At 69.6% G+C, this 16,915-nt stretch carries 20 protein-coding genes and 3 pseudogenes; 10 read left to right on the top strand and 13 right to left on the bottom strand.

The annotated features are described in order from the left end of the window. Window positions 1–54: 54 nt before the first annotated feature. From L2X98_RS18905 to L2X98_RS18885, 5 genes are all read right to left on the bottom strand, one after another. Entirely contained in the window at window positions 55–834 is a 780-nt protein-coding gene (locus tag L2X98_RS18905) for an anti-sigma factor (RefSeq protein ID WP_259611892.1), read from the bottom strand. After that, window positions 831–1,433 (bottom strand): ECF RNA polymerase sigma factor SigK, encoded by a 603-nt coding sequence (sigK, locus tag L2X98_RS18900; RefSeq protein ID WP_259611891.1) that lies wholly within the window; start codon window positions 1,431–1,433, stop codon window positions 831–833. The genes L2X98_RS18905 and sigK overlap by 4 nt, the downstream gene beginning before the upstream one ends. Before the next feature lie 30 nt (window positions 1,434–1,463). Further along, on the bottom strand, window positions 1,464–1,835 hold the full coding sequence (locus L2X98_RS18895; protein ID WP_259613390.1) for a hypothetical protein: 372 nt from the start codon (window positions 1,833–1,835) through the stop codon (window positions 1,464–1,466). An 89-nt stretch (window positions 1,836–1,924) separates the two neighbouring features. After that, window positions 1,925–2,269: a redoxin domain-containing protein gene (locus tag L2X98_RS18890; protein WP_259611890.1), complete on the bottom strand. Its 345-nt coding sequence runs from the start codon at window positions 2,267–2,269 to the stop codon at window positions 1,925–1,927. 107 nt (window positions 2,270–2,376) lie between these two features. Beyond that, complete coding sequence (locus tag L2X98_RS18885) at window positions 2,377–3,180, bottom strand: cytochrome c biogenesis CcdA family protein (protein ID WP_259611889.1); 804 nt, start codon at window positions 3,178–3,180, stop codon at window positions 2,377–2,379. 196 nt (window positions 3,181–3,376) lie between these two features. Between L2X98_RS18885 and L2X98_RS18880 the strand changes: the two genes are divergently transcribed. Then, window positions 3,377–3,988, top strand: coding sequence for a fasciclin domain-containing protein (locus L2X98_RS18880; protein WP_259611888.1), 612 nt, complete (start codon window positions 3,377–3,379; stop codon window positions 3,986–3,988). An 88-nt stretch (window positions 3,989–4,076) separates the two neighbouring features. Further along, window positions 4,077–4,793, top strand: a complete 717-nt coding sequence (locus L2X98_RS18875) for an SOS response-associated peptidase (RefSeq protein WP_259611887.1) — start codon at window positions 4,077–4,079, stop codon at window positions 4,791–4,793. A gap of 12 nt (window positions 4,794–4,805) precedes the next feature. Here the strand turns inward: L2X98_RS18875 and L2X98_RS18870 are convergent, their stop codons facing one another. Next, entirely contained in the window at window positions 4,806–4,958 is a 153-nt protein-coding gene (locus L2X98_RS18870) for an SRPBCC family protein (RefSeq protein ID WP_259613430.1), read from the bottom strand. 130 nt (window positions 4,959–5,088) lie between these two features. After that, window positions 5,089–5,607: pseudogene (locus tag L2X98_RS18865) on the bottom strand (ArsR/SmtB family transcription factor); the annotation flags it as partial. Window positions 5,608–5,685: 78 nt separating this feature from the next. Between L2X98_RS18865 and L2X98_RS18860 the strand changes: the two are divergent. Continuing rightward, window positions 5,686–6,552 (top strand): 3-methyladenine DNA glycosylase, encoded by an 867-nt coding sequence (locus tag L2X98_RS18860; protein ID WP_259611886.1) that lies wholly within the window; start codon window positions 5,686–5,688, stop codon window positions 6,550–6,552. Here L2X98_RS18860 and L2X98_RS18855 read toward each other — a convergent pair whose 3' ends face one another. Then, a complete protein-coding gene (locus L2X98_RS18855) occupies window positions 6,553–7,749 on the bottom strand; it encodes a glycoside hydrolase family 3 N-terminal domain-containing protein (protein WP_259611885.1) in 1,197 nt (398 codons plus the stop codon). A gap of 136 nt (window positions 7,750–7,885) precedes the next feature. Here L2X98_RS18855 and L2X98_RS21950 point away from each other — a divergent pair. Further along, window positions 7,886–8,002 (top strand): annotated as a pseudogene (locus L2X98_RS21950) (DUF2510 domain-containing protein); the annotation flags it as partial. Between the two features lie 154 nt (window positions 8,003–8,156). Beyond that, a complete protein-coding gene (locus L2X98_RS18850; RefSeq protein WP_259611884.1) occupies window positions 8,157–8,519 on the top strand; it encodes a DUF805 domain-containing protein in 363 nt (120 codons plus the stop codon). Window positions 8,520–8,531: 12 nt separating this feature from the next. On the opposite strand, the gene L2X98_RS18845 is transcribed toward L2X98_RS18850, so the two are convergent. From L2X98_RS18845 to L2X98_RS18835, 3 genes and pseudogenes are all read right to left on the bottom strand, one after another. Next, a complete protein-coding gene (locus L2X98_RS18845) occupies window positions 8,532–9,449 on the bottom strand; it encodes an acyl-CoA dehydrogenase family protein (protein WP_259611883.1) in 918 nt (305 codons plus the stop codon). Window positions 9,450–9,477: 28 nt separating this feature from the next. Next, a pseudogene (locus tag L2X98_RS18840) lies at window positions 9,478–10,164 on the bottom strand (acyl-CoA dehydrogenase family protein); the annotation flags it as partial. Window positions 10,165–10,215: 51 nt separating this feature from the next. Next, a complete protein-coding gene (locus L2X98_RS18835) occupies window positions 10,216–11,364 on the bottom strand; it encodes a PQQ-dependent sugar dehydrogenase (protein ID WP_259611882.1) in 1,149 nt (382 codons plus the stop codon). Window positions 11,365–11,501: 137 nt separating this feature from the next. Here L2X98_RS18835 and L2X98_RS18830 point away from each other — a divergent pair, with 137 nt between their 5' ends. Together L2X98_RS18830 and L2X98_RS18825 are read left to right on the top strand one after the other, a co-directional pair. After that, window positions 11,502–12,959, top strand: a complete 1,458-nt coding sequence (locus L2X98_RS18830) for a purine-cytosine permease family protein (protein ID WP_259611881.1) — start codon at window positions 11,502–11,504, stop codon at window positions 12,957–12,959. Beyond that, window positions 12,956–13,510 (top strand): cysteine hydrolase family protein, encoded by a 555-nt coding sequence (locus L2X98_RS18825; protein WP_259611880.1) that lies wholly within the window; start codon window positions 12,956–12,958, stop codon window positions 13,508–13,510. The genes L2X98_RS18830 and L2X98_RS18825 overlap by 4 nt, the downstream gene beginning before the upstream one ends. 111 nt (window positions 13,511–13,621) lie before the next feature. Here L2X98_RS18825 and L2X98_RS18820 read toward each other — a convergent pair whose 3' ends face one another. Then, entirely contained in the window at window positions 13,622–14,176 is a 555-nt protein-coding gene (locus tag L2X98_RS18820) for an RDD family protein (RefSeq protein WP_259611879.1), read from the bottom strand. Between the two features lie 150 nt (window positions 14,177–14,326). Here L2X98_RS18820 and L2X98_RS18815 point away from each other — a divergent pair, with 150 nt between their 5' ends. Then, on the top strand, window positions 14,327–14,566 hold the full coding sequence (locus tag L2X98_RS18815; protein ID WP_259611878.1) for a hypothetical protein: 240 nt from the start codon (window positions 14,327–14,329) through the stop codon (window positions 14,564–14,566). Between the two features lie 11 nt (window positions 14,567–14,577). Beyond that, window positions 14,578–15,159 (top strand): TetR/AcrR family transcriptional regulator, encoded by a 582-nt coding sequence (locus L2X98_RS18810; protein ID WP_259611877.1) that lies wholly within the window; start codon window positions 14,578–14,580, stop codon window positions 15,157–15,159. Here L2X98_RS18810 and L2X98_RS18805 read toward each other — a convergent pair. Next, on the bottom strand, window positions 15,151–15,780 hold the full coding sequence (locus L2X98_RS18805) for a dihydrofolate reductase family protein (protein ID WP_259611876.1): 630 nt from the start codon (window positions 15,778–15,780) through the stop codon (window positions 15,151–15,153). The genes L2X98_RS18810 and L2X98_RS18805 overlap by 9 nt on opposite strands. A gap of 150 nt (window positions 15,781–15,930) precedes the next feature. Here L2X98_RS18805 and L2X98_RS18800 point away from each other — a divergent pair, with 150 nt between their 5' ends. After that, the gene (locus L2X98_RS18800; protein WP_259611875.1) at window positions 15,931–16,869 is read left to right on the top strand and encodes a DUF1214 domain-containing protein; all 939 of its coding nucleotides are present in this window, start codon (window positions 15,931–15,933) and stop codon (window positions 16,867–16,869) included. The last annotated feature ends 46 nt before the right edge of the window (window positions 16,870–16,915 follow it).

Genomic DNA, 16,915 nt, shown 5'->3' with positions numbered 1-16,915 from the left:
GGTCGCCGTCGACCCATGTCGCGGTCGACGGATCGAGGGGCCGATACTGGCCGCTCAGGTGGTCGGGATAATGAGAATCGGTGGCGTCGTGGGCTTCCCGGTCGGTGAGCCGCCGGCATGCTCGATGGTCACGGCGATAGTGTCCCCGGGTTTCATGCCGGCCTCGAGAAGCGTCGATGTGCTGCTGCCGGTGGCCTCGAACGTGCCTGCCGACACCGGCGCCGTGCCGCGGACGTACCACAGCTCGAACGTCTGGTTCTCGGCCAGCGTCGGGAGCTCGCCGGTGACGAGCACGGCCCGGCCGACCCCCGACGACCAATGCAGGGTGGCCGTGCCGCCGCCAGTCACATCAGCCGTCGCCTGCTGCGCGTCGGGGGCGTGTTCGATGCGTTCGAGCGCGACGACGGATGTCGGCTCCGCTCCCTGCTGTATCGCGATCACCGCTCCGGTCCCGATGCCGGCCAGCAGGACGAGGGATGCCGCGAGGACGAACCACCGGCGCCGTGCATGACGAGCCCGTCGGGGGCCACGGCCTCGCGCGCCGGAATCGCCCTCCGTCGCCCACGGGGAGCCACTGGTCGGTGTGTCGCCGGCCGAGGATGCCTCGGTCGGAGCCTCATCGATGAGGGCCAAGATCCGGCCGCGCAACGCCGCCGGCGGCGTCACGGAGTCCACGAGCTCGGCGAGAGACGCCGCAGTCCGAGCGTCCTCGTCCACCGTCGCGACCCAGTCCGGGTGCGCGGCGAGCGCGGCGCGATAGGCGCGCAGGTCGTCGCCCCCGAGTGCGCCGAGCGCGGCGGCGGCCGAGAGCTGTGCGAATTCTTCCTCGGTCACGGTGCCACCCCCATTTCGACCCTCAGTCGGGTCAACCCGTCTCTCATCCGAGTCTTCACGGTGCCGAGCGGAGATCCAGTCAGGGCCGCGATCTCGCTCTGCGAGTAGCCACCGTAATACGCCAGCGTGATCGCTTCGCGCTGGGAATCGGACAGCCGGCGCAGCGCGTCCGCCACCCGCTCGGCTTCGATCCGCAGCTCGACCTGCTCGGCGACATCCGCGGGTGCCGTTGCGAGATCGCGGAACCCCGCGCGCACGTCGCGGTCGCTGCTCGCCTGCGACGAGCGCACGCGGTCGATGGCCCGCCTGTGCGCGATGGTCAGCAGCCAGGAACGGCCTTGGCCCTTGTGCGGAGCGAACCGATGCGCGGATTGCCAGACCTCGAGGAAGACCTCCTGCAGTACCTCTTCGCTCTGCGCGCGATCGATGAGAACGCGCAGGATGAGGCCGAACATGCGGGGCGAGAGCATGTCGTACAGCTTCGCGAAGGCGTCACGGTCGCCGAAGGCCGTCCGATGGATGAGGTTCCCGACGACGTCGACGGGATCGGTGCCGTCCTCGGGCACGTCGATTCCGTCGATGACCATATCGACCAGCATGCCGCAGACCTCCTCTGAATTCGGCACCGACTACCCGAAGGTGAACGAGTAGACCTCGACGCCGGTCGCCACCTGCAGGTCGAGCACGGCGTCGGCCCCGTCTGAGCCGGTGACGGCAGGGTACGATCGCGGCACCCCGGAGACATCGATGTCGCGCCATGCGCCGTCACCCTGCCGCACCCGCACGGTGCCGGTTCCGGCGAGCACCATGCGCACGGTGGTCGCATGGAAGCGCAACCGCACCCGCGCGCCGTCGGCGGACGGCGTCGCGAACTGGGACGAGACCGACCACTCACCGCCCAGGGCGAACGAATCGGCGGGCTGCGCATCGGGCAGAGTGAAGCTCGACGTCCCGTCGGGGTACGCGGATCCGGCGAAGTTGCGCTGCTTGGCGAATCCCAGGAACGTCTCGGGGGTTGTCGAACCCGCCGTCGGCGTGAGGTCGGCGAGATCGGTCGGGGCGGGGAGGACGACGTCGGGGTTCGCATCCTTCAGGCAACTGCCCGGATCATCTTCTCGGTCTGCGCGTAGTCGCCTTCGCCGAACCCGATGTGCCGCACGGTGCCAGTCGCGTCGACGAGGTAGTCGGCCGGCCAGTACCGGTTGCGGTAGTTCGTCCACGTCGCGAGGTTGTCGTCGAGGGCGACCGGATAGCTGATGCCGAATCCCTTCGCTCCGGCAGCGACGTTGCCGGCGTCCTTCTCGAACGCGTACTCGGGCGAGTGCACGCCGATGACATCGAGTCCCAGGTCGCGATATGCCTTGTCCCACGCGACGACGTGCGGGATGCTGCGCTGACAGTTGATGCAGGAGTAAGCCCAGAAGTCGACGAGCACGACCTTTCCGTGCTCGTCGGCGAGGTCGACCGCTTGCGCCTCCGGGCGTGTTCAGCCATCCCGTGATGCCCTTCAGCTGCGGCGCCGTGCCGCACGACTCGAGCTCGTCAGCGTTCGCCGTGCACTTGGACAGCTCCCTGTTCTCGTCGTTGACGAGCCCGCCGAGCTTGCAGTGCACGCTGCGCGTCGGGGTTGTCGGTCAGCGAGCGCTGGAGCTGGGCGGTGTAGTCGGGCACGAGCCGCTGCAGAGCCTGCGGGAGATTGAACGCGAGGCCTGCGGCGAGCGCGATCATCGCGATGCCGGCGGTGATACGCAGCCCGCGCTCGTGCGTTCGGAAGGCACGGATGCGCTCGACGAGCCCTCGACCGGCGAGGGCGAACACCAGCAGCGGCACCGAGACCCCGACCGCGAAGCAAGCGGTCAGCAGCACGGTGCCCCCGCCGATGCGTCCGGTGGAGCCGGCGACGATGATCGCGGCGAGGACCGGGCCGGCGCACGGAACGAACACTGCCCCCAGCGCAAGGCCGACGCCGTACCCGCGACCGGTGTTGGCGACCTCAGTGCGCCGCGCGATCCGCTGGAACGGTCGCTCGATGAGCTGCTCGACGCGCGGCACGATCAACCCGACACCGATCACCACGAGCACCGCGATCCCCACCCATCTGATGACGTCCTGCGGCAGGTGCAGCAGTCCGAGCAGCAGCGAACCCACGAGCGTGACGGCGGTGAAGCTTGTGACGAGACCGAGAATGACGAAGTACGGTCGCGAGCGTGGCGCCGGGGCCGCGGCCCCGTCGAACCTGGCGGACTGAGCGCCGCCGGTCAGGAAGATGACCGGCAGCACCGGCAGGATGCACGGCGAGATCCCGGTGATCAGGCCCCCGAGCAGTCCGATGATGATGAGTTCCATCTGCGCTCCTTCGTCCACAGCCTCTTCGGGGCCGAGCCGCTGACGGTTTGCCGCGAGGCGGTTCCAATCCATTCGACGATTCGCCGCGAACAGGTGGTGGATGCCGGGAGCAACACGCTCTCGGACGGACTCGAGGAGGACGAGATGTTCCGCAAGAAGATGTACCTGGCCGTTCCGCTGATCATCGGCGCAAGCCGTGGCCCTCAGCGGCTGCGCGATGGGCTCCGGCACCGACGCGGCGACCACGCCGGCCGCGGCGCAGCCGTCCGCATCTCAGCCGGCGGCGTCGCAGCCGGCCGCTATGGATCCGGCTGCCGATCTTGTCGGGCCGGGATGCGCCGGTTACGCATCGAAGGTCCCGGACGGCGCCGGGTCGATCCAGGGCATGTCGCAGGATCCGGTGGCGGTCGCGGCATCCAGCAACCCGCTTCTGACCACCCTGGTGGCGGCGGTCAGCGGAAAGCTGAACCCGAAGGTCGACCTCGTCGACACGCTCGACGGCTCCGAGTTCACGGTCTTCGCACCCGTCGACGACGCATTCGCGAAGATCCCCGCCTCGACCATCGACAGCCTCAAGAACGACGACGCCACGCTGACGAAGATCCTCACGTACCACGTCGTTCCCGGACAGCTTCCTCCCTCGAGTATCGACGGAACGCACAAGACCGTCGAAGGTCAGGATGTGACGGTCACCGGAACCGGCGACGACATGATGGTGAACGGCGCCAAGGTCATCTGCGGTGGTGTGCACACCGCCAACGCGACCGTCTACCTGATCGACTCGGTGCTGATGCCCCCGGCAAAGTAGCGCCGCTCAGGGGTGAGGCGGTCACCGGCGTGTCAGACGTCGGCGGCCGCCCGTCCCGGTGTCCCCGGCCGCACGTAGGCTGATGCCCATGTGCGGACGATTCGTGGTGGCAAACGTCGGATCCGAGCTGGTGGGCGTGCTGCGCGTCGACGTCGAAGGCGACCAGCTCCCGGCACCGAGCTTCAACATCGCCCCGACCGACAGCGCCGCGATCGTCCTGGACTCGGCCAAGACCGAGCCGCCCACGCGGCGGCTCGAATCCGCCCGCTGGGGGCTGGTCCCCGCGTGGGCCAAGGACCTGTCGATCGGCGCCCGTGCGTTCAACGCCCGGGCCGAAGAGGTCGAGGACAAGCCGATGTTCCGCAACGCCCTCATCAAGCACCGCGCCGTGATCCCGGCATCCGGCTACTACGAGTGGAAGACCGTCGACGGCGCGAAGACCCCGCATTACGTACACCCGGCCGACGACGGGCCGATGTTCTTCGCGGGCCTGTACGAGTGGTGGAAGAACCCGGCCCTCGCCGACGACGACCCGGCTCGCTGGGTGCTCAGCTTCACGATCCTGACCCGCGACTCGATCGGACGTCTGGGCTCCATCCACGATCGGATGCCGCTGTTCCTCGACCCCGATTTCGCCGATGCGTGGCTCGATCCGACGACCGAGAACGTCGGCGACATCCTCGACGCCGCCATCGATGCGGCGCCCGACGTGGCAGAGACGCTCGCCGATCACACCGTCGGCAGGGCCGTCGGCAACGTGCGCAACAACGGCCCCGAGCTGATCGAGCCGGTCGACGACGAGTGAGACGGTGCCGGGTCAGGCCGCCGGGTCCGGAGCGAAGAGCGGCTCTCCGGTCTCGAGCACCGTCTTGAGCCCGTCGATGACGGTCAGCCAGCCGATGCCGCCGACGCTTCGGGCGGTCTTCGGCGAGTTCTCGAGCCGATCGTGGACGGCGGTGAGCAGGCACACACCGCTCCCCTGCTCCTCGATCGTCCAGGTGACCCGGCTTGCGCGGTTCGGCGGCCATCTCGTCGTCGTAGAGCGAACGCCACGGCACCACCAGCTTGTGCGGCGGCTCGGCCTCCTCGATGATCTCGTCGCCCCACAGCGTGGTGCCGTCGGGAGCGTAGTACCGGAACGGGGTGCCGGTCTCACCCGTCGTCTCGACGAGAGCGCCGTGGAAGTACCGGCTCGTGAACTCCGGCGTGGTGATGGCGTCCCAGATCTGCTGGGCACTGGCCCGGATCAAGACCTGGTACACCTGGGTGGTCGTGCCTGTGGGCATGTCTGTGATGGTCATTGCTCGCCCTCCAACTTCTTCTTGAGTTCGGTGAGGGCGCTGACGCGCCGCTCGGTGTACTTGTTGATCCACCGGTCGTGGATCAATCGGATGGGCACCGGATTGAGAAAGTGCAAGCCGTTGCCGTCCGACCTTGCGGGAGGTGACCAGCCCGGCGTCCTGAAGCACCTTGAGGTGCTTCATCACACCGAAGCGCGTCATCTCCACGTCCGTGTCCAGTTCGCCGAGTGCACGGCCATCGCGCTCGAAGAGCTGGTCCAGCAGGTGGCGGCGGGTCGAGTCGGCCAGAGCCTTGAAGACCGGGTCGTCGTCATCCATCTCTGAATGTTAGGTGACCAATTAGTCACCTGTCAAGCGGTGCGGCGGAAGTCGGCGGCGCACGCCTACCCTGGAGGGATGACGCTCCTGGCCCCTCCTCCGACGGTGCTGCGCGGCACCGAGTGGCGTGCCCGGGAAGCCGCGCACCGCGCTCGCGCCGACGCCCTCACCGCCGGGCACCGCGAACGCGCGGCGCGGGGGCTGAAGCATCCCGTCGAGGACTTCCTGTTCACGTACTACTCGTACAAGCCGGCGGTGCTGCGTACGTGGCACCCCGGGGCCGGCGTCGAACTGGAGGACGCACAGGAGCGGGCACACAAGCGCTGGTACACCGCCGGGTCGAACCCCGGCAGCGCATGCGTGGACGCGACCTCGTTCCGGCAGGAGAAGACGCCGCTGATCGACGCGATCACCCGCATCCTGCGCGCCACCGTCGATCGCCCCGCGCGGTTCGGCTGCCTCGGCCTGCACGAGTGGGCGATGGTGTACCGGCAGCGCGAGCACCGGCATCCGATTCCGCTGCGGCTCGGACAGGGCGAGACCGACGCGGTGGTCGAGGCGCACGACCTGAAATGCACCCACTTCGACGCGTTCCGGTTCTTCACGCCGGATGCCGCACCCCGCAATGCCGTTCCGCTCTCGCGCGACGGCCAGGCCGGCAGCGAGCAGCCGGGCTGCCTGCACGCGAACATGGACCTGTACAAGTGGTCCGTGAAGCTCGGGCCGCTGGCGCCCGGCGACCTGTTGCTGGATGCCTTCGAGCTCGCCCGCGACATCCGCTCTCTGGACATGCAGGCCTCGCCGTACGAGCTGCGCGAATGGGTCGGAGAGCCGGTGCCGATCGAGACCGCCGACGGCAAAGCCGAGTACGTCCGCCGCCAGCGCGGCTTCGCCGACCGCGCGAACACGCTCCGGCACCGCCTGCTCGACTGCATCGCCGTCTGATCATGTACGCCTGATCATGCACGTCTGATCAGTCGACCGGCACACAGTCCGGGCAGGGAACCATGCCTCGTCCGTCCCCGGCGGTCTGCAAGCCGCAGCCGCATGACGCCCTCGGCGGCCTGCTCCAGCCGGTCGGGCGGCAGCGTGCCATCCCCCACCGCCGCGACGATGCCGTCCGTGATGCGGTCCGCCGACGTGGGGGTGGTGAACATCACCGAGAGCACCATGTCGTTGCCCGCCGCGATGGCGGCTACGGCGTTGGCCACCGGGTCGCGGTAGGCCGCCACCCCGGAGGCCTGCAGGCATCCCCAGATCGTCCGTGATCGCCACCCCGTCGAACCCCAGCTCGCTGCGTGCGATCTCGTGCCAGCGCGCGGACAGGGATGCCGGTGCCCGGTCCACCGCGGTGTAGGCGAGGTGTCCGAACATCAGCAGCGGCGCCCCGGCGTCGATCCCGGACCGGAAGGGCACGGCGTCCGTCTTCTCCCAGTCGGCCTTCGAGATCGCGGTGGCCGGGATCATCACGTGCGAATTGCCCTCGACGGCGCCGTGTCCGGGAAAGTGCTTCAGGGTGGTCAGCGCCTGGTCGCCCTCACCGCGCACGGCCGCGGCCGCATGGGCGGCGGCGTCGTTCGGCGAGGTGCCCAGCACCCGGTCGAAGATGAACGAGCGCCGGTCGGCGGTGACGTCCGCGATCACGCCGAAGTTCACCCCGATCCCCGCGCGCTGCACCAGCGCACCGCGGCCGGCGAACACCGCCTCCACCTCGGCGTCAGAGGCGCCCTGCAGTCCCTCGCCCGCCCGGAAGCGGTCCCAGGGCAGCCGGGTGACGTCGCCGCCCTCCTCATCGACCGCGATCAGCGGCGGGATGTCGGCGTCGATCGTCAGGGCGGAGGTCAGCGCGCGCAGCCGCGGCTCGTCCGCCGGGATGTTGGCGCCCATCAGGATGAACCCGCCGACGTGGGTGGAGGACATGTAGTCCGTGAGCGTGCCGGGATCGGTGGTCGGGATGTGGCCCATGATCACCGATGCGGCCTTCTCGCGCAGCGACATGGCCTGCACCCGGTCGAAGGCGGCCGCGTCGGTCTCATCCGCGGTCGCGGCCCGGACAGTGACCGAGGCGGCAGCCGACGCGGGCGCGGTGGGCGCGGGCGTCACCGCGTGCGCGGGAACGGATGCCGCGGCCAGCGCCAGCATCGTCGTTCCGCACAGCAGGGGGATTCGCGCACGCCTCACGCCGACAGCTTAGGACGGCCCGGCGCGCGCACGGCTGTGGGCAGGACGCCCCGACGCGATACGGTGAAGACACCCGCGCGAATGAGGAGACGACGCCGTGAGCACGAGCACCCCGCAGCCGCCCGCAGGCTGGTACCCCGACCCGAGCGGCTCCGGCGGTGAGCGCTGGTGGAACGGGACCGCGTGGTCGACCGAGACCCGGGCAGTGGCCGCACCCCCGGCAGCGCCGGCGACGCCCGTGGCTCCGGTGGCACCCGCGCATTACCCGGCCGGCGGCACACCGTACGGCAGCTACGCTCCCCCGCCCGTCGGGGTCTGGCGCTCACACGCCGACGACCGCCCCCTGGTCACCGGGATGGGCGGCGCGCTTGCGCACGGTCTTCGCCAAGTACGCCACCTTCGACGGCCGGGCGACGCGCCCCGAGTTCTGGTGGTGGACGCTGTTCAACGCGATCATCGTCGCCGCCTTCTACCTGCTGGTGATCGTCCTCAGCATCGGCACCGCGTTCGCCGGGTACAGCCGCTACCCCATGGGCCCGACGGCGTTCCTCGGCCTGATCTGGGTCGTCCTGGTGCTCTGGGGCGTCGCCGTCATCGTCCCCAACCTCGCCGTCACCGTCCGCCGCCTGCGCGACGCCGGATTCCACTGGGGATTCATCTTCCTCGCGCTGGTCCCGTTCGGCGGCATCGCCGTCCTCGTGATGTGCGCGCAGCCCAGCCGCTACCCCTGACCCGGGTCCGGCTCAGTGCCGCGCGACGATGGCCGCGGCATCCGTCCCGCGCGGCAGCGTGCCGTACTGCCAGGACCGATCTTCTCCCAGTCGGGCCCCGATGAACGCCTCCGCATCGGCTGTCGGCGCGAACCGCGCCATCACGCTGGCCTGAAGCGCCAGCGCCAGGGCCTCGGACAGGCGCCGCGCCTGCGCCTGCGCCGCGTCGACGTCGGCGCCGCCGACCTCGTGCAGCAGCGCCAGGGTGCGCCGGGTGTGGGCGTCCAGCAGCCGATGGGCGCCGTTCGCGGCCTCGAGCTCGTCGCGCAGCGCGGCCGCCGAGTCGGGGTCGCGCGACAGCGCCCGCAGCACATCCAATGCGATGACGTTGCCGGAACCCTCCCAGATCGCCATCACCGGCTGCTCCCGGTAGCGGCGGCCGAGCGGGAAGGATTCGATGTAGCCGTTGCCGCCGAGGCACTCCATCGCCTCGTAGGCGTGCTGCGGCCCCCGCTTGCACACCCAGTACTTCGTCACCGGGGTCGCCAGGCGGCGGAAGGCGAGGTCGGTGTCGGTGGCGTCCGCCTCGAACGCCTGCGCGAGGCGGAGGCCGACGAGCATGGCGGCCTCGGACTCGAGGGCGAGGTCGGCCAGCACGGCGGTCATCGCGGGCTGCTCCACCAGGAGTCGGCCGAACGCCCGCCGCTGCCGGGCGTGCCAGACGGCCTCGGCGACGCTCTGGCGCATTCCGGCCGCGGTGCCCAGCACGCAGTCCAGCCGGGTGCGCTGCACCATCTCGATGATGGTGCGAACGCCGCGGCCCGGCTCGCCCAGCAGGATCCCCACGGTGCCGTCGAACTCGATCTCGGCCGACGCGTTCGAGCGGTTGCCCACCTTGTCCTTCAGCCGCTCGATCCGGAACACGTTGCGCTCGCCGTGCGGCAGCGACACGCGGGACGAACAGGCACGACAGCCCCTCCTCCTGCGCGCCCCTTCGCGTCTGCGCCAGGACGAGGAACGCGTCGGACATCGGCGCGGAGCAGAACCATTTGTGCCCGGTGAGCTGGTAGCTGTGACCGCTGGTGTGCACGCCGGAGGTCCGGTTCGCACGGACGTCGGAGCCGCCCTGCTTCTCGGTCATCGCCATCCCCACCAGGGCGCTGGGCTTGTCCGGGGCCGGCAGCAGATGACGGTCGTAGGTGCGGGCGTACAGCCGCGGCATCCATTCGTCCGCCACCCACGGCGATTCGCGGATGGATGCCACGGCGGCGTGCGTCATCGAGATCGGGCACGCGTGCCCCGGCTCGACCTGCGCGAACAGCATGAACGCGGCCGCCCGGGCGACGGCCGCGCCCGGGCGCGGGTCGGCCCACGCCGAGGTGTGCGTGCCGTGGGCCACCGCCGCGCCGATGATCCGGTGGTAGGACTCGTCGTATTCGACCTCGTCCAGCCGGAAGCCCCAGCGGTCGAAGGTGTGGGCGACGGGCGGATGCTGGTGCGCGAGCTGGGCGTCGCGCTGGAAGGCGCGCTCCCCGACGAGACGGCCCGCCTCGTGCAGCTCGGCGTCGGCCCAGCTTCCGCCGAATGCGGCCACCGCCTCGCGCAGCGGCGCGTTCACCTCGTACTCGTCCAGATCGACCCGCCACTCCGGCTGGTTCTCGACCATATGCGTGCCACCGGGCTGCCTGCCGCGTCCGAGCGTCGTCATGTCGCCACGCTACCCCGCGGCCTCCTGCCGCACCGCGACCCGCAGCAGGTGGTCGTCGCCGGCACGCGGGCTGCCGCGGCCGTCGGTGTTGTTGGTGAGCACCCACAGGCTCTGGTCCGGTGCCACCACGACGTCCCGCAGGCGCCCGTGCCCCGACAGCAGTGCGACCGGTTCGCCGATCATCGTGTCGCCGGAGGTGCGCACCTGCCACAGGCGCTCGCCGCGCAGGCAGGCGAGGTAGAGCGTGTCGCCGAGGGCGGCCAGGCCGCTGGGGCTGGCCTGGCTGGTCGGCCACTGGGCGATCGGATCGCGGAACCGGTCGTCGCCGGCGATGCCCTCGACCACCGGCCAGCCGTAGTTCCCGCCGGGGACGATCACATTCAGCTCGTCCCACGTGTTCTGCCCGAATTCGCTGGCCCACATCGTCCCGTCCGCCGTCCAGGCGATGCCCTGGACGTTCCGATGGCCGTAGCTGTACACATCGTTGCCGAACGGGTTGCCCGGTGCCGGGTCGCCGGTGGGCGTGATGCGCAGGATCTTGCCGTTGCGGCTGCCCGTATCCTGCGCGTCGTTGGATTCGCCGGCGTCGCCGGTGGTGACGTACAGGTCTCCGTCCGGACCGAACGCGAGTCGGCCGCCGTTGTGGAAGGACGCCTTGCGGATGCCGCTCAGCACGGTCTCGGGCGCGCCCAGCCGATACGAGCCGGCATCGCCGACCATCGGCATCCGCACCACGCGGTTGTCGTGCGCGGCGGCGTGGTAGGCGTACAGCCACGTCCCGTCGCCGGTCCACAGCGCGATGCCGTTCAGGCCGCCCTCGCCGGAGGCGACCACGCCGGGCACGGTGCCGACCTCGCGGGTCCGTCCGGCGGCGGTCAGCTCGAGGATGCGGCCGTCGCCCCGCTGCGAGATCAACGCCCCGCCGTCTGCGAGGGGGACGACCGACCAGGGTGCGTCCAGGTCCTCGGCCAGGGTCGTCGGTGCGGCCAGGGTCTGCACCGCTGATCCGGATGAGGTCGACCCGGTCGGGGCGGGGCGGGACGCCGTGGGTGCGGATGCCGTGGGCTGGACGGTCGGCGCGCAGCCCATCAGCGCGACCGTCAGCATCGCCGCCAGCGCGACGGCTCCTGTGATCGCTCCGGCGCGTCTCGCGCTCATGGCCCCTCCTCGGTCCTCCCAGCGTGCTCCGTCGTCGCTGCGGATGCAACCACGCCGGATGCGGCCCGCTGTGGGCTGCGTGGTGCCAGGATGGGGGCATCCGATCGCCCTGACGGCCGCGCCACCGAGGAGGCCCCGTGTCCGCTCCGACCGACGAGTCCCTGCCCGCTTCGACCCTGATCGAGCGCACGGGGATCGAGATCATCCCCGAGTCGCAGCGAACGGCCAAGCCGCGCGACCTGTTCTGGCCCTGGTTCGCCGCGAACGTCTCGGTGTTCGGCATGTCGTACGGGTCGTTCGTTCTCGGCTTCGGGATCTCGTTCTGGCAGGCCACCCTCGTATCGGTGATCGGGATCGTCGTCTCGTTCTTCCTCTGCGGGCTGATCGCGATCGCCGGCAAGCGGGGCTCGGCGCCGACGATGGTGCTGTCGCGCTCGGCGTTCGGCGTGCACGGGCAGAAGGTGCCCGGCATCGTCTCGTGGCTCACCTCGATCGGGTGGGAGACGTTCCTGGCGATCATGGCGGTGCTGGCCACCGCCACGATCATCACCCAGCTCGGCGGCGACGGCGGGGTGGCGGTCAAGCTGATCGCGCTCGTCGTGGTCGCCGCGCTGATCGTGACGGCATCCGTCCTCGGCTACCACACGATCATGAAGCTGCAGTCGGTGCTCACCTGGATCACCGGCCTCGTCACGATCCTGTACATCATCCTGGCGATCCCGCACATCGACCTGGGCGCCGTGATGACCCTTCCGAACGGCAGCATCGGCCAGGTCATCGGCGCGCTGGTCATGGTGATGACCGGCTTCGGGCTGGGGTGGATCAACATCGCCGCCGACTGGTCGCGCTATCAGAAGCGCACGGCGTCGGACGGCGCCATCATCGGGTGGAACACGTTCGGCGGGTCGATCGCCCCGGTGATCCTCGTGGTGTTCGGCCTGCTGCTGGGCGGATCGGATGCCGATCTGGCCACCGCGATCGGCAACGACCCGATCGGTGCGCTCGCGCAGATCCTTCCGGTCTGGGTGCTCGTCCCCTTCCTGATCACCGCGATCCTGGCGCTGGTCTCGGGGGCGGTGCTGGGCATCTACTCGTCCGGCCTGACCCTGCTGAGCCTGGGCATCCGCATCCCCCGCCCCTCGGCGGCGGCCATCGACGGCGTGATCCTGACTCTGGGCACCATCTGGGTGGTGTTCTTCGCGCAGGGCTTCCTCGGCCCGTTCCAGAGCTTCCTGATCACGCTCGGCGTGCCGCTCGCGTCGTGGGCGGGCATTCTGATCGCCGACATCCTGCGTCGTCGCAAGGACTATGACGAGGAGGCGCTGTTCGATCCGAAGGGTCGCTACGGCTCGTGGAACTGGACCGCGATCATCACGATGGTCGTGGCATCCGTCATCGGCTGGGGCTTCGTGGTGAACAACTTCGCCGACGAGGCCGCCTGGAACAACTGGCAGGGCTACTTCCTGTTCCTGATCGGCGGGCGCGGCGGCGACTGGGCCTACGCCAACCTCGGCGTCTTCTTCGCGCTGGTGCTCTCGTTCCTGGTCACCTGGTTCGCCTCGGCGCGTCGGATCCGGGCACAGGAGGCCGTATGACCGCGGATGCCGCCTGGCTCGTGGTGATCGATCCACAGGAGATCTTCGCCTCGACGCAATCGCCCTGGGGCTCGCCGTTCTTCCCGGCCGCGATGGAGCGCATTCGGCAGCTGGCCGCCGCGCACGGCGATCGGGTGATCGTCACCCGCTGGGTGCCCACGGCAGATCGGGCGACGAGCTGGGGCGCGTACTTCGCCGCGTGGCCGTTCGCCGACCAGGCCGAGAACGACCCGCTCTATGCGCTGGTGCCGGCCGCACGCTCGCTCACGGCACGACCGACGGTGGACCGGCCGACCTTCGGCAAGTGGGGCCCCGAGCTGACCGCCATCACCGGTCCGGCGCCGCGGCTCGTCCTGTGCGGGGTCTCGACCGACTGCTGTGTGATCTCCACCGCGCTGGCGGCGGCGGATGCCGGCGCCTACGTCACCGTCGTCACCGACGCCTGCGCCGGCTCGACCGCCGAGAACCACGATGCGGCCGTGCACGTGATGGGACTGTATCCGCCGCAGATCACGCTGACCGAGACGGCCGCACTGCTGACGAGCGGCTGACGGCCGGGGCCGACATCCCACGACACGGTCACCCCGCGCCGGGACCGACTGCGAGGTCGTGCACGCCGAGGAGAGCAGACCTCCGCGCTCAAAGCGCGGAGGCCCGTCGCGTCATCGTCGCGACCGTGGTGGGGTCCTTCGTCCCGATGCCGCTGCGATGACCTTCGTGGCGCAGATCCGGTCGTAGGGTGTCCGCCCGCTGCCGAGGAACAGCGAGACGATGTAGGCGATCGGCAGGACATACGCGGCCGCCGTCAGCACTGCGATGGGCGCGGGCACGGAGTCGGATGCGCTCGACGCGGAGAGTCCGATCACTGCGGCGTGTCCGAGCGTCCATGGGAGCGCGATCTTGAGCGCGGTGCGCCCGAGGGCACGAGGGAATCGGACGGGTGCGTCGCCTCCCGCACGGACCACGACGAGCCCCATGACTCGCTTTCCGAGGGAGGCGTGTCCAGCGGTGGACTCCAACGCCGCCAGGGCGATCGTGACCGGGACGACCATCACGGCTCCCGCGATCACATTCAACGCGAACGGGGACACCGGCCCGATCGCGCCCGTCAGGTATAGCGGAATCCCCACCGCTGCCGTCACCGCCACCCAGGCGAGGATGCACACCCAGTCGATCAGCAGGGCCAGAAACCGTGCCCACGGGTGCCGCACGCTCACCGGCTCCCCCGGGACCGGCCCACCGGCTCGCCACGCCCGCCGCTTGCTGTGAGATCGCCCGACAAGGGCGATACACCGTATCGCCCTTGTGGTACCGTAAGTCGTCGCATGCGATACACCGTATCGCACGACCCTCGGCAAGGGAACATCATGGCTGTCGCTTCAACCGGGCGCGCGGACGACACGCGCCTCACGCCCACCCTGATCAAGCTGGCCATCGCGGTCATCGTCGGCACCTTCGCGGTTCAGATGGATGCCACGATGGTCAACGTCGCCCTGGAATCGATGCGCTCCGCGTTCGACGCGTCCGTGTCTGCCGTCTTGTTCCTTCGTGCTGGCGCCACTCGCAGAGCACGGGCGCCCATGCCCCTTGACGAGCGCACCGATTGATGGCCGGGAAGATGGTGGATACGCTGTATCGTGAGGCCATGACGTCCGATCACAGCGTGGAGCGGGCACCGCTCAGCCTCGAATCCATCGTCGCTGCGTCCGTGCACATCGCCGACCACGACGGGTTGGAATCCGTGTCCATCCGCAGCGTCGCCGCAGCGCTGCGCGCCCGCCCGATGAGCCTCTATTCCTTCATCACGAGCAAAGACGATCTCATCTCCCGGATGCTCGACAACGTCATGAGTGAAATCGTCCTCGAGGACATTCCGGACAACTGGCGAGAGGCGTTGTTCGCGATCGCACGGCGAACGATTCAGATCGGCACGAGACATCCCTGGATCGTCGCGGCGAGCCTGCAGTCGGACACGCCCGGCCCCAACATGCTCACGCACACGAACCAAACCCTCGCCGTGCTGTCGGGCGCGGGCGTGGAGGGCCGACGGGCAGAGACCCTCGCCACCGCCATCGACGTCTATGTCATCGGATTCGCGACCCTCTGGAAGAACGGATCGGATGCGCCCGCCGACGACCGTCTGTTCACCGACGGACTGAACTGGCTCCTCGACGGCTTCGAACACCAGCGGTCACGCTGACGGCCCGACCGACGACGTGGCAGCCCGACGGTAGCGGATGTGGGTGGCCAGCGGCGAATGCAGCACCTCGACGGGCTCGAAACCGAACGAGGTGATGCCGTCGAAGATGCGCTCACCGGAGCCGAGCAGGACGGGGGCGACGTCGAGCGTCAGCTCGTCCACGACACCGGCGGCGAGCGCCTGGCGCACGGTGGAGGCGCCACCCGCGATGTCCACACCGTCGTCGCCCGCCGCCTCCTGCGCGCGCGCATAAGCGGCATCGAAGCCGTCGGTGACGAAGAAGAAGGTCGTTCCGCCGTCCATCTCGATCGGATCGTGCGCATGATGTGTGAGGACGAAGACCGGTGCGTGGTAGGGCGGCTCCGGTCCCCACCAACCGCGCCAGTCCTCGTCCCACTCCTCGCGGATCGGGCCGAACATGTTGCGGCCCATCACGTACGCGCCCCGCGGGCGCATCAGCCATCCGCCCGCGCTGTCATCCGCGTCGTTGGCGCGCTCGTCGCCGAGATGCCAGCGGTGCAGTTCCTGTCCACGCCGGCCGAGCGGATGCTCGCGGCTCTGGCTCGGACCGGCGACGAAGCCGTCGAGCGAGATGGACATATGGCAGGTGGTGTCCGGCATTCTGACCCTCTGATCTGCGGCGCGATGAGATGACAACTCTCGGTCCGCTGCGTGCGCGGCCGGCTCGTTCATGATGGCGTCCGACCTGTCTGCAGGTCAACCGCGGCCGCTGTTCTCGCGTTCCGGTCGGCGGCCTGCCATGATCAGCGTGTGGTCATCCTCGTGAACACCGACAACTTCACCCGCGCCGAGACGGATCGGATGTTTCACGACCTGCAGCAGAGTGCAGGCGGCGTGAACCTGTTCGTGCACAACCGAGCGCCCGCCGCGATCGACGATCAGGCCGTGATCCGGCTCAACAGAGACACGCTCTACAGCTTCGCCGTCGTCGACGTGAGCTCCGGCGCGAAGCTCACCCTTCCCGAACAAGATGACCGCTATCTGTCGGCGATGGTCGTCAACCAGGACCACTTCGTCCGGGCGATCTTCCACGAACCGGGCGCCTACGACCTCACTGCGGACGAACTCGGCAGCGACCACGTCGTCGTCGCGGTGCGTACCCTCGTGGATCCCGTCGATCCGGCGGACGTCACCGCGGTTGCGGCGATCCAGGATGAGATCGGGCTGACGGGCGAATCCGCCGCGGCCTTCGAGTATCCCGACTATGACAAGACATCCCTGGATGAGACGCGGGATGCTCTGCTGGCGCTGGCCCGCAACCTCACCGGCTTCGATCGCATGTTCGGGACCGAAGACGAGGTCGAGCCGGTACGGCATCTCATCGGCACCGCCGCCGGCTGGGGTGGGCTTCCCACCTCGGAGGCCTCCTACATCGGCGTCGACCCTCGCCTGCCCCTCGGACGCTACGAGCTCACCGTCGGCGATGTCCCGGTGGACGGCTTCTGGTCCATCTCGGTCTACAACGCTCAGGGATTCTTCGAGGCCAATCCCCGCGACGCCTACACCGTCAACAGCGTGACCGGTGTCAAGGACGCCGACGGCTCCACGACAGTGCGGTTCGGCGACTATCCGCCGGACGTCCCCAACGCCATCCCCATCACCGACGGATGGAACTACCTCGTGCGCCTGTACCGGCCGCGCCCGGAGATCCTCGACGGCACCTGGTCATTCCCCCGCATCACGGGTTAGAGCACCCTCGACGGCCAGGGCGGCCGGCGGCGACCGGAGCTGCGAG

This window comes from Microbacterium elymi, assembly GCF_021582895.2.
Lineage (GTDB): Bacteria > Actinomycetota > Actinomycetes > Actinomycetales > Microbacteriaceae > Microbacterium > Microbacterium humicola.
This window is presented reverse-complemented; position numbering and strand designations above follow the sequence as displayed.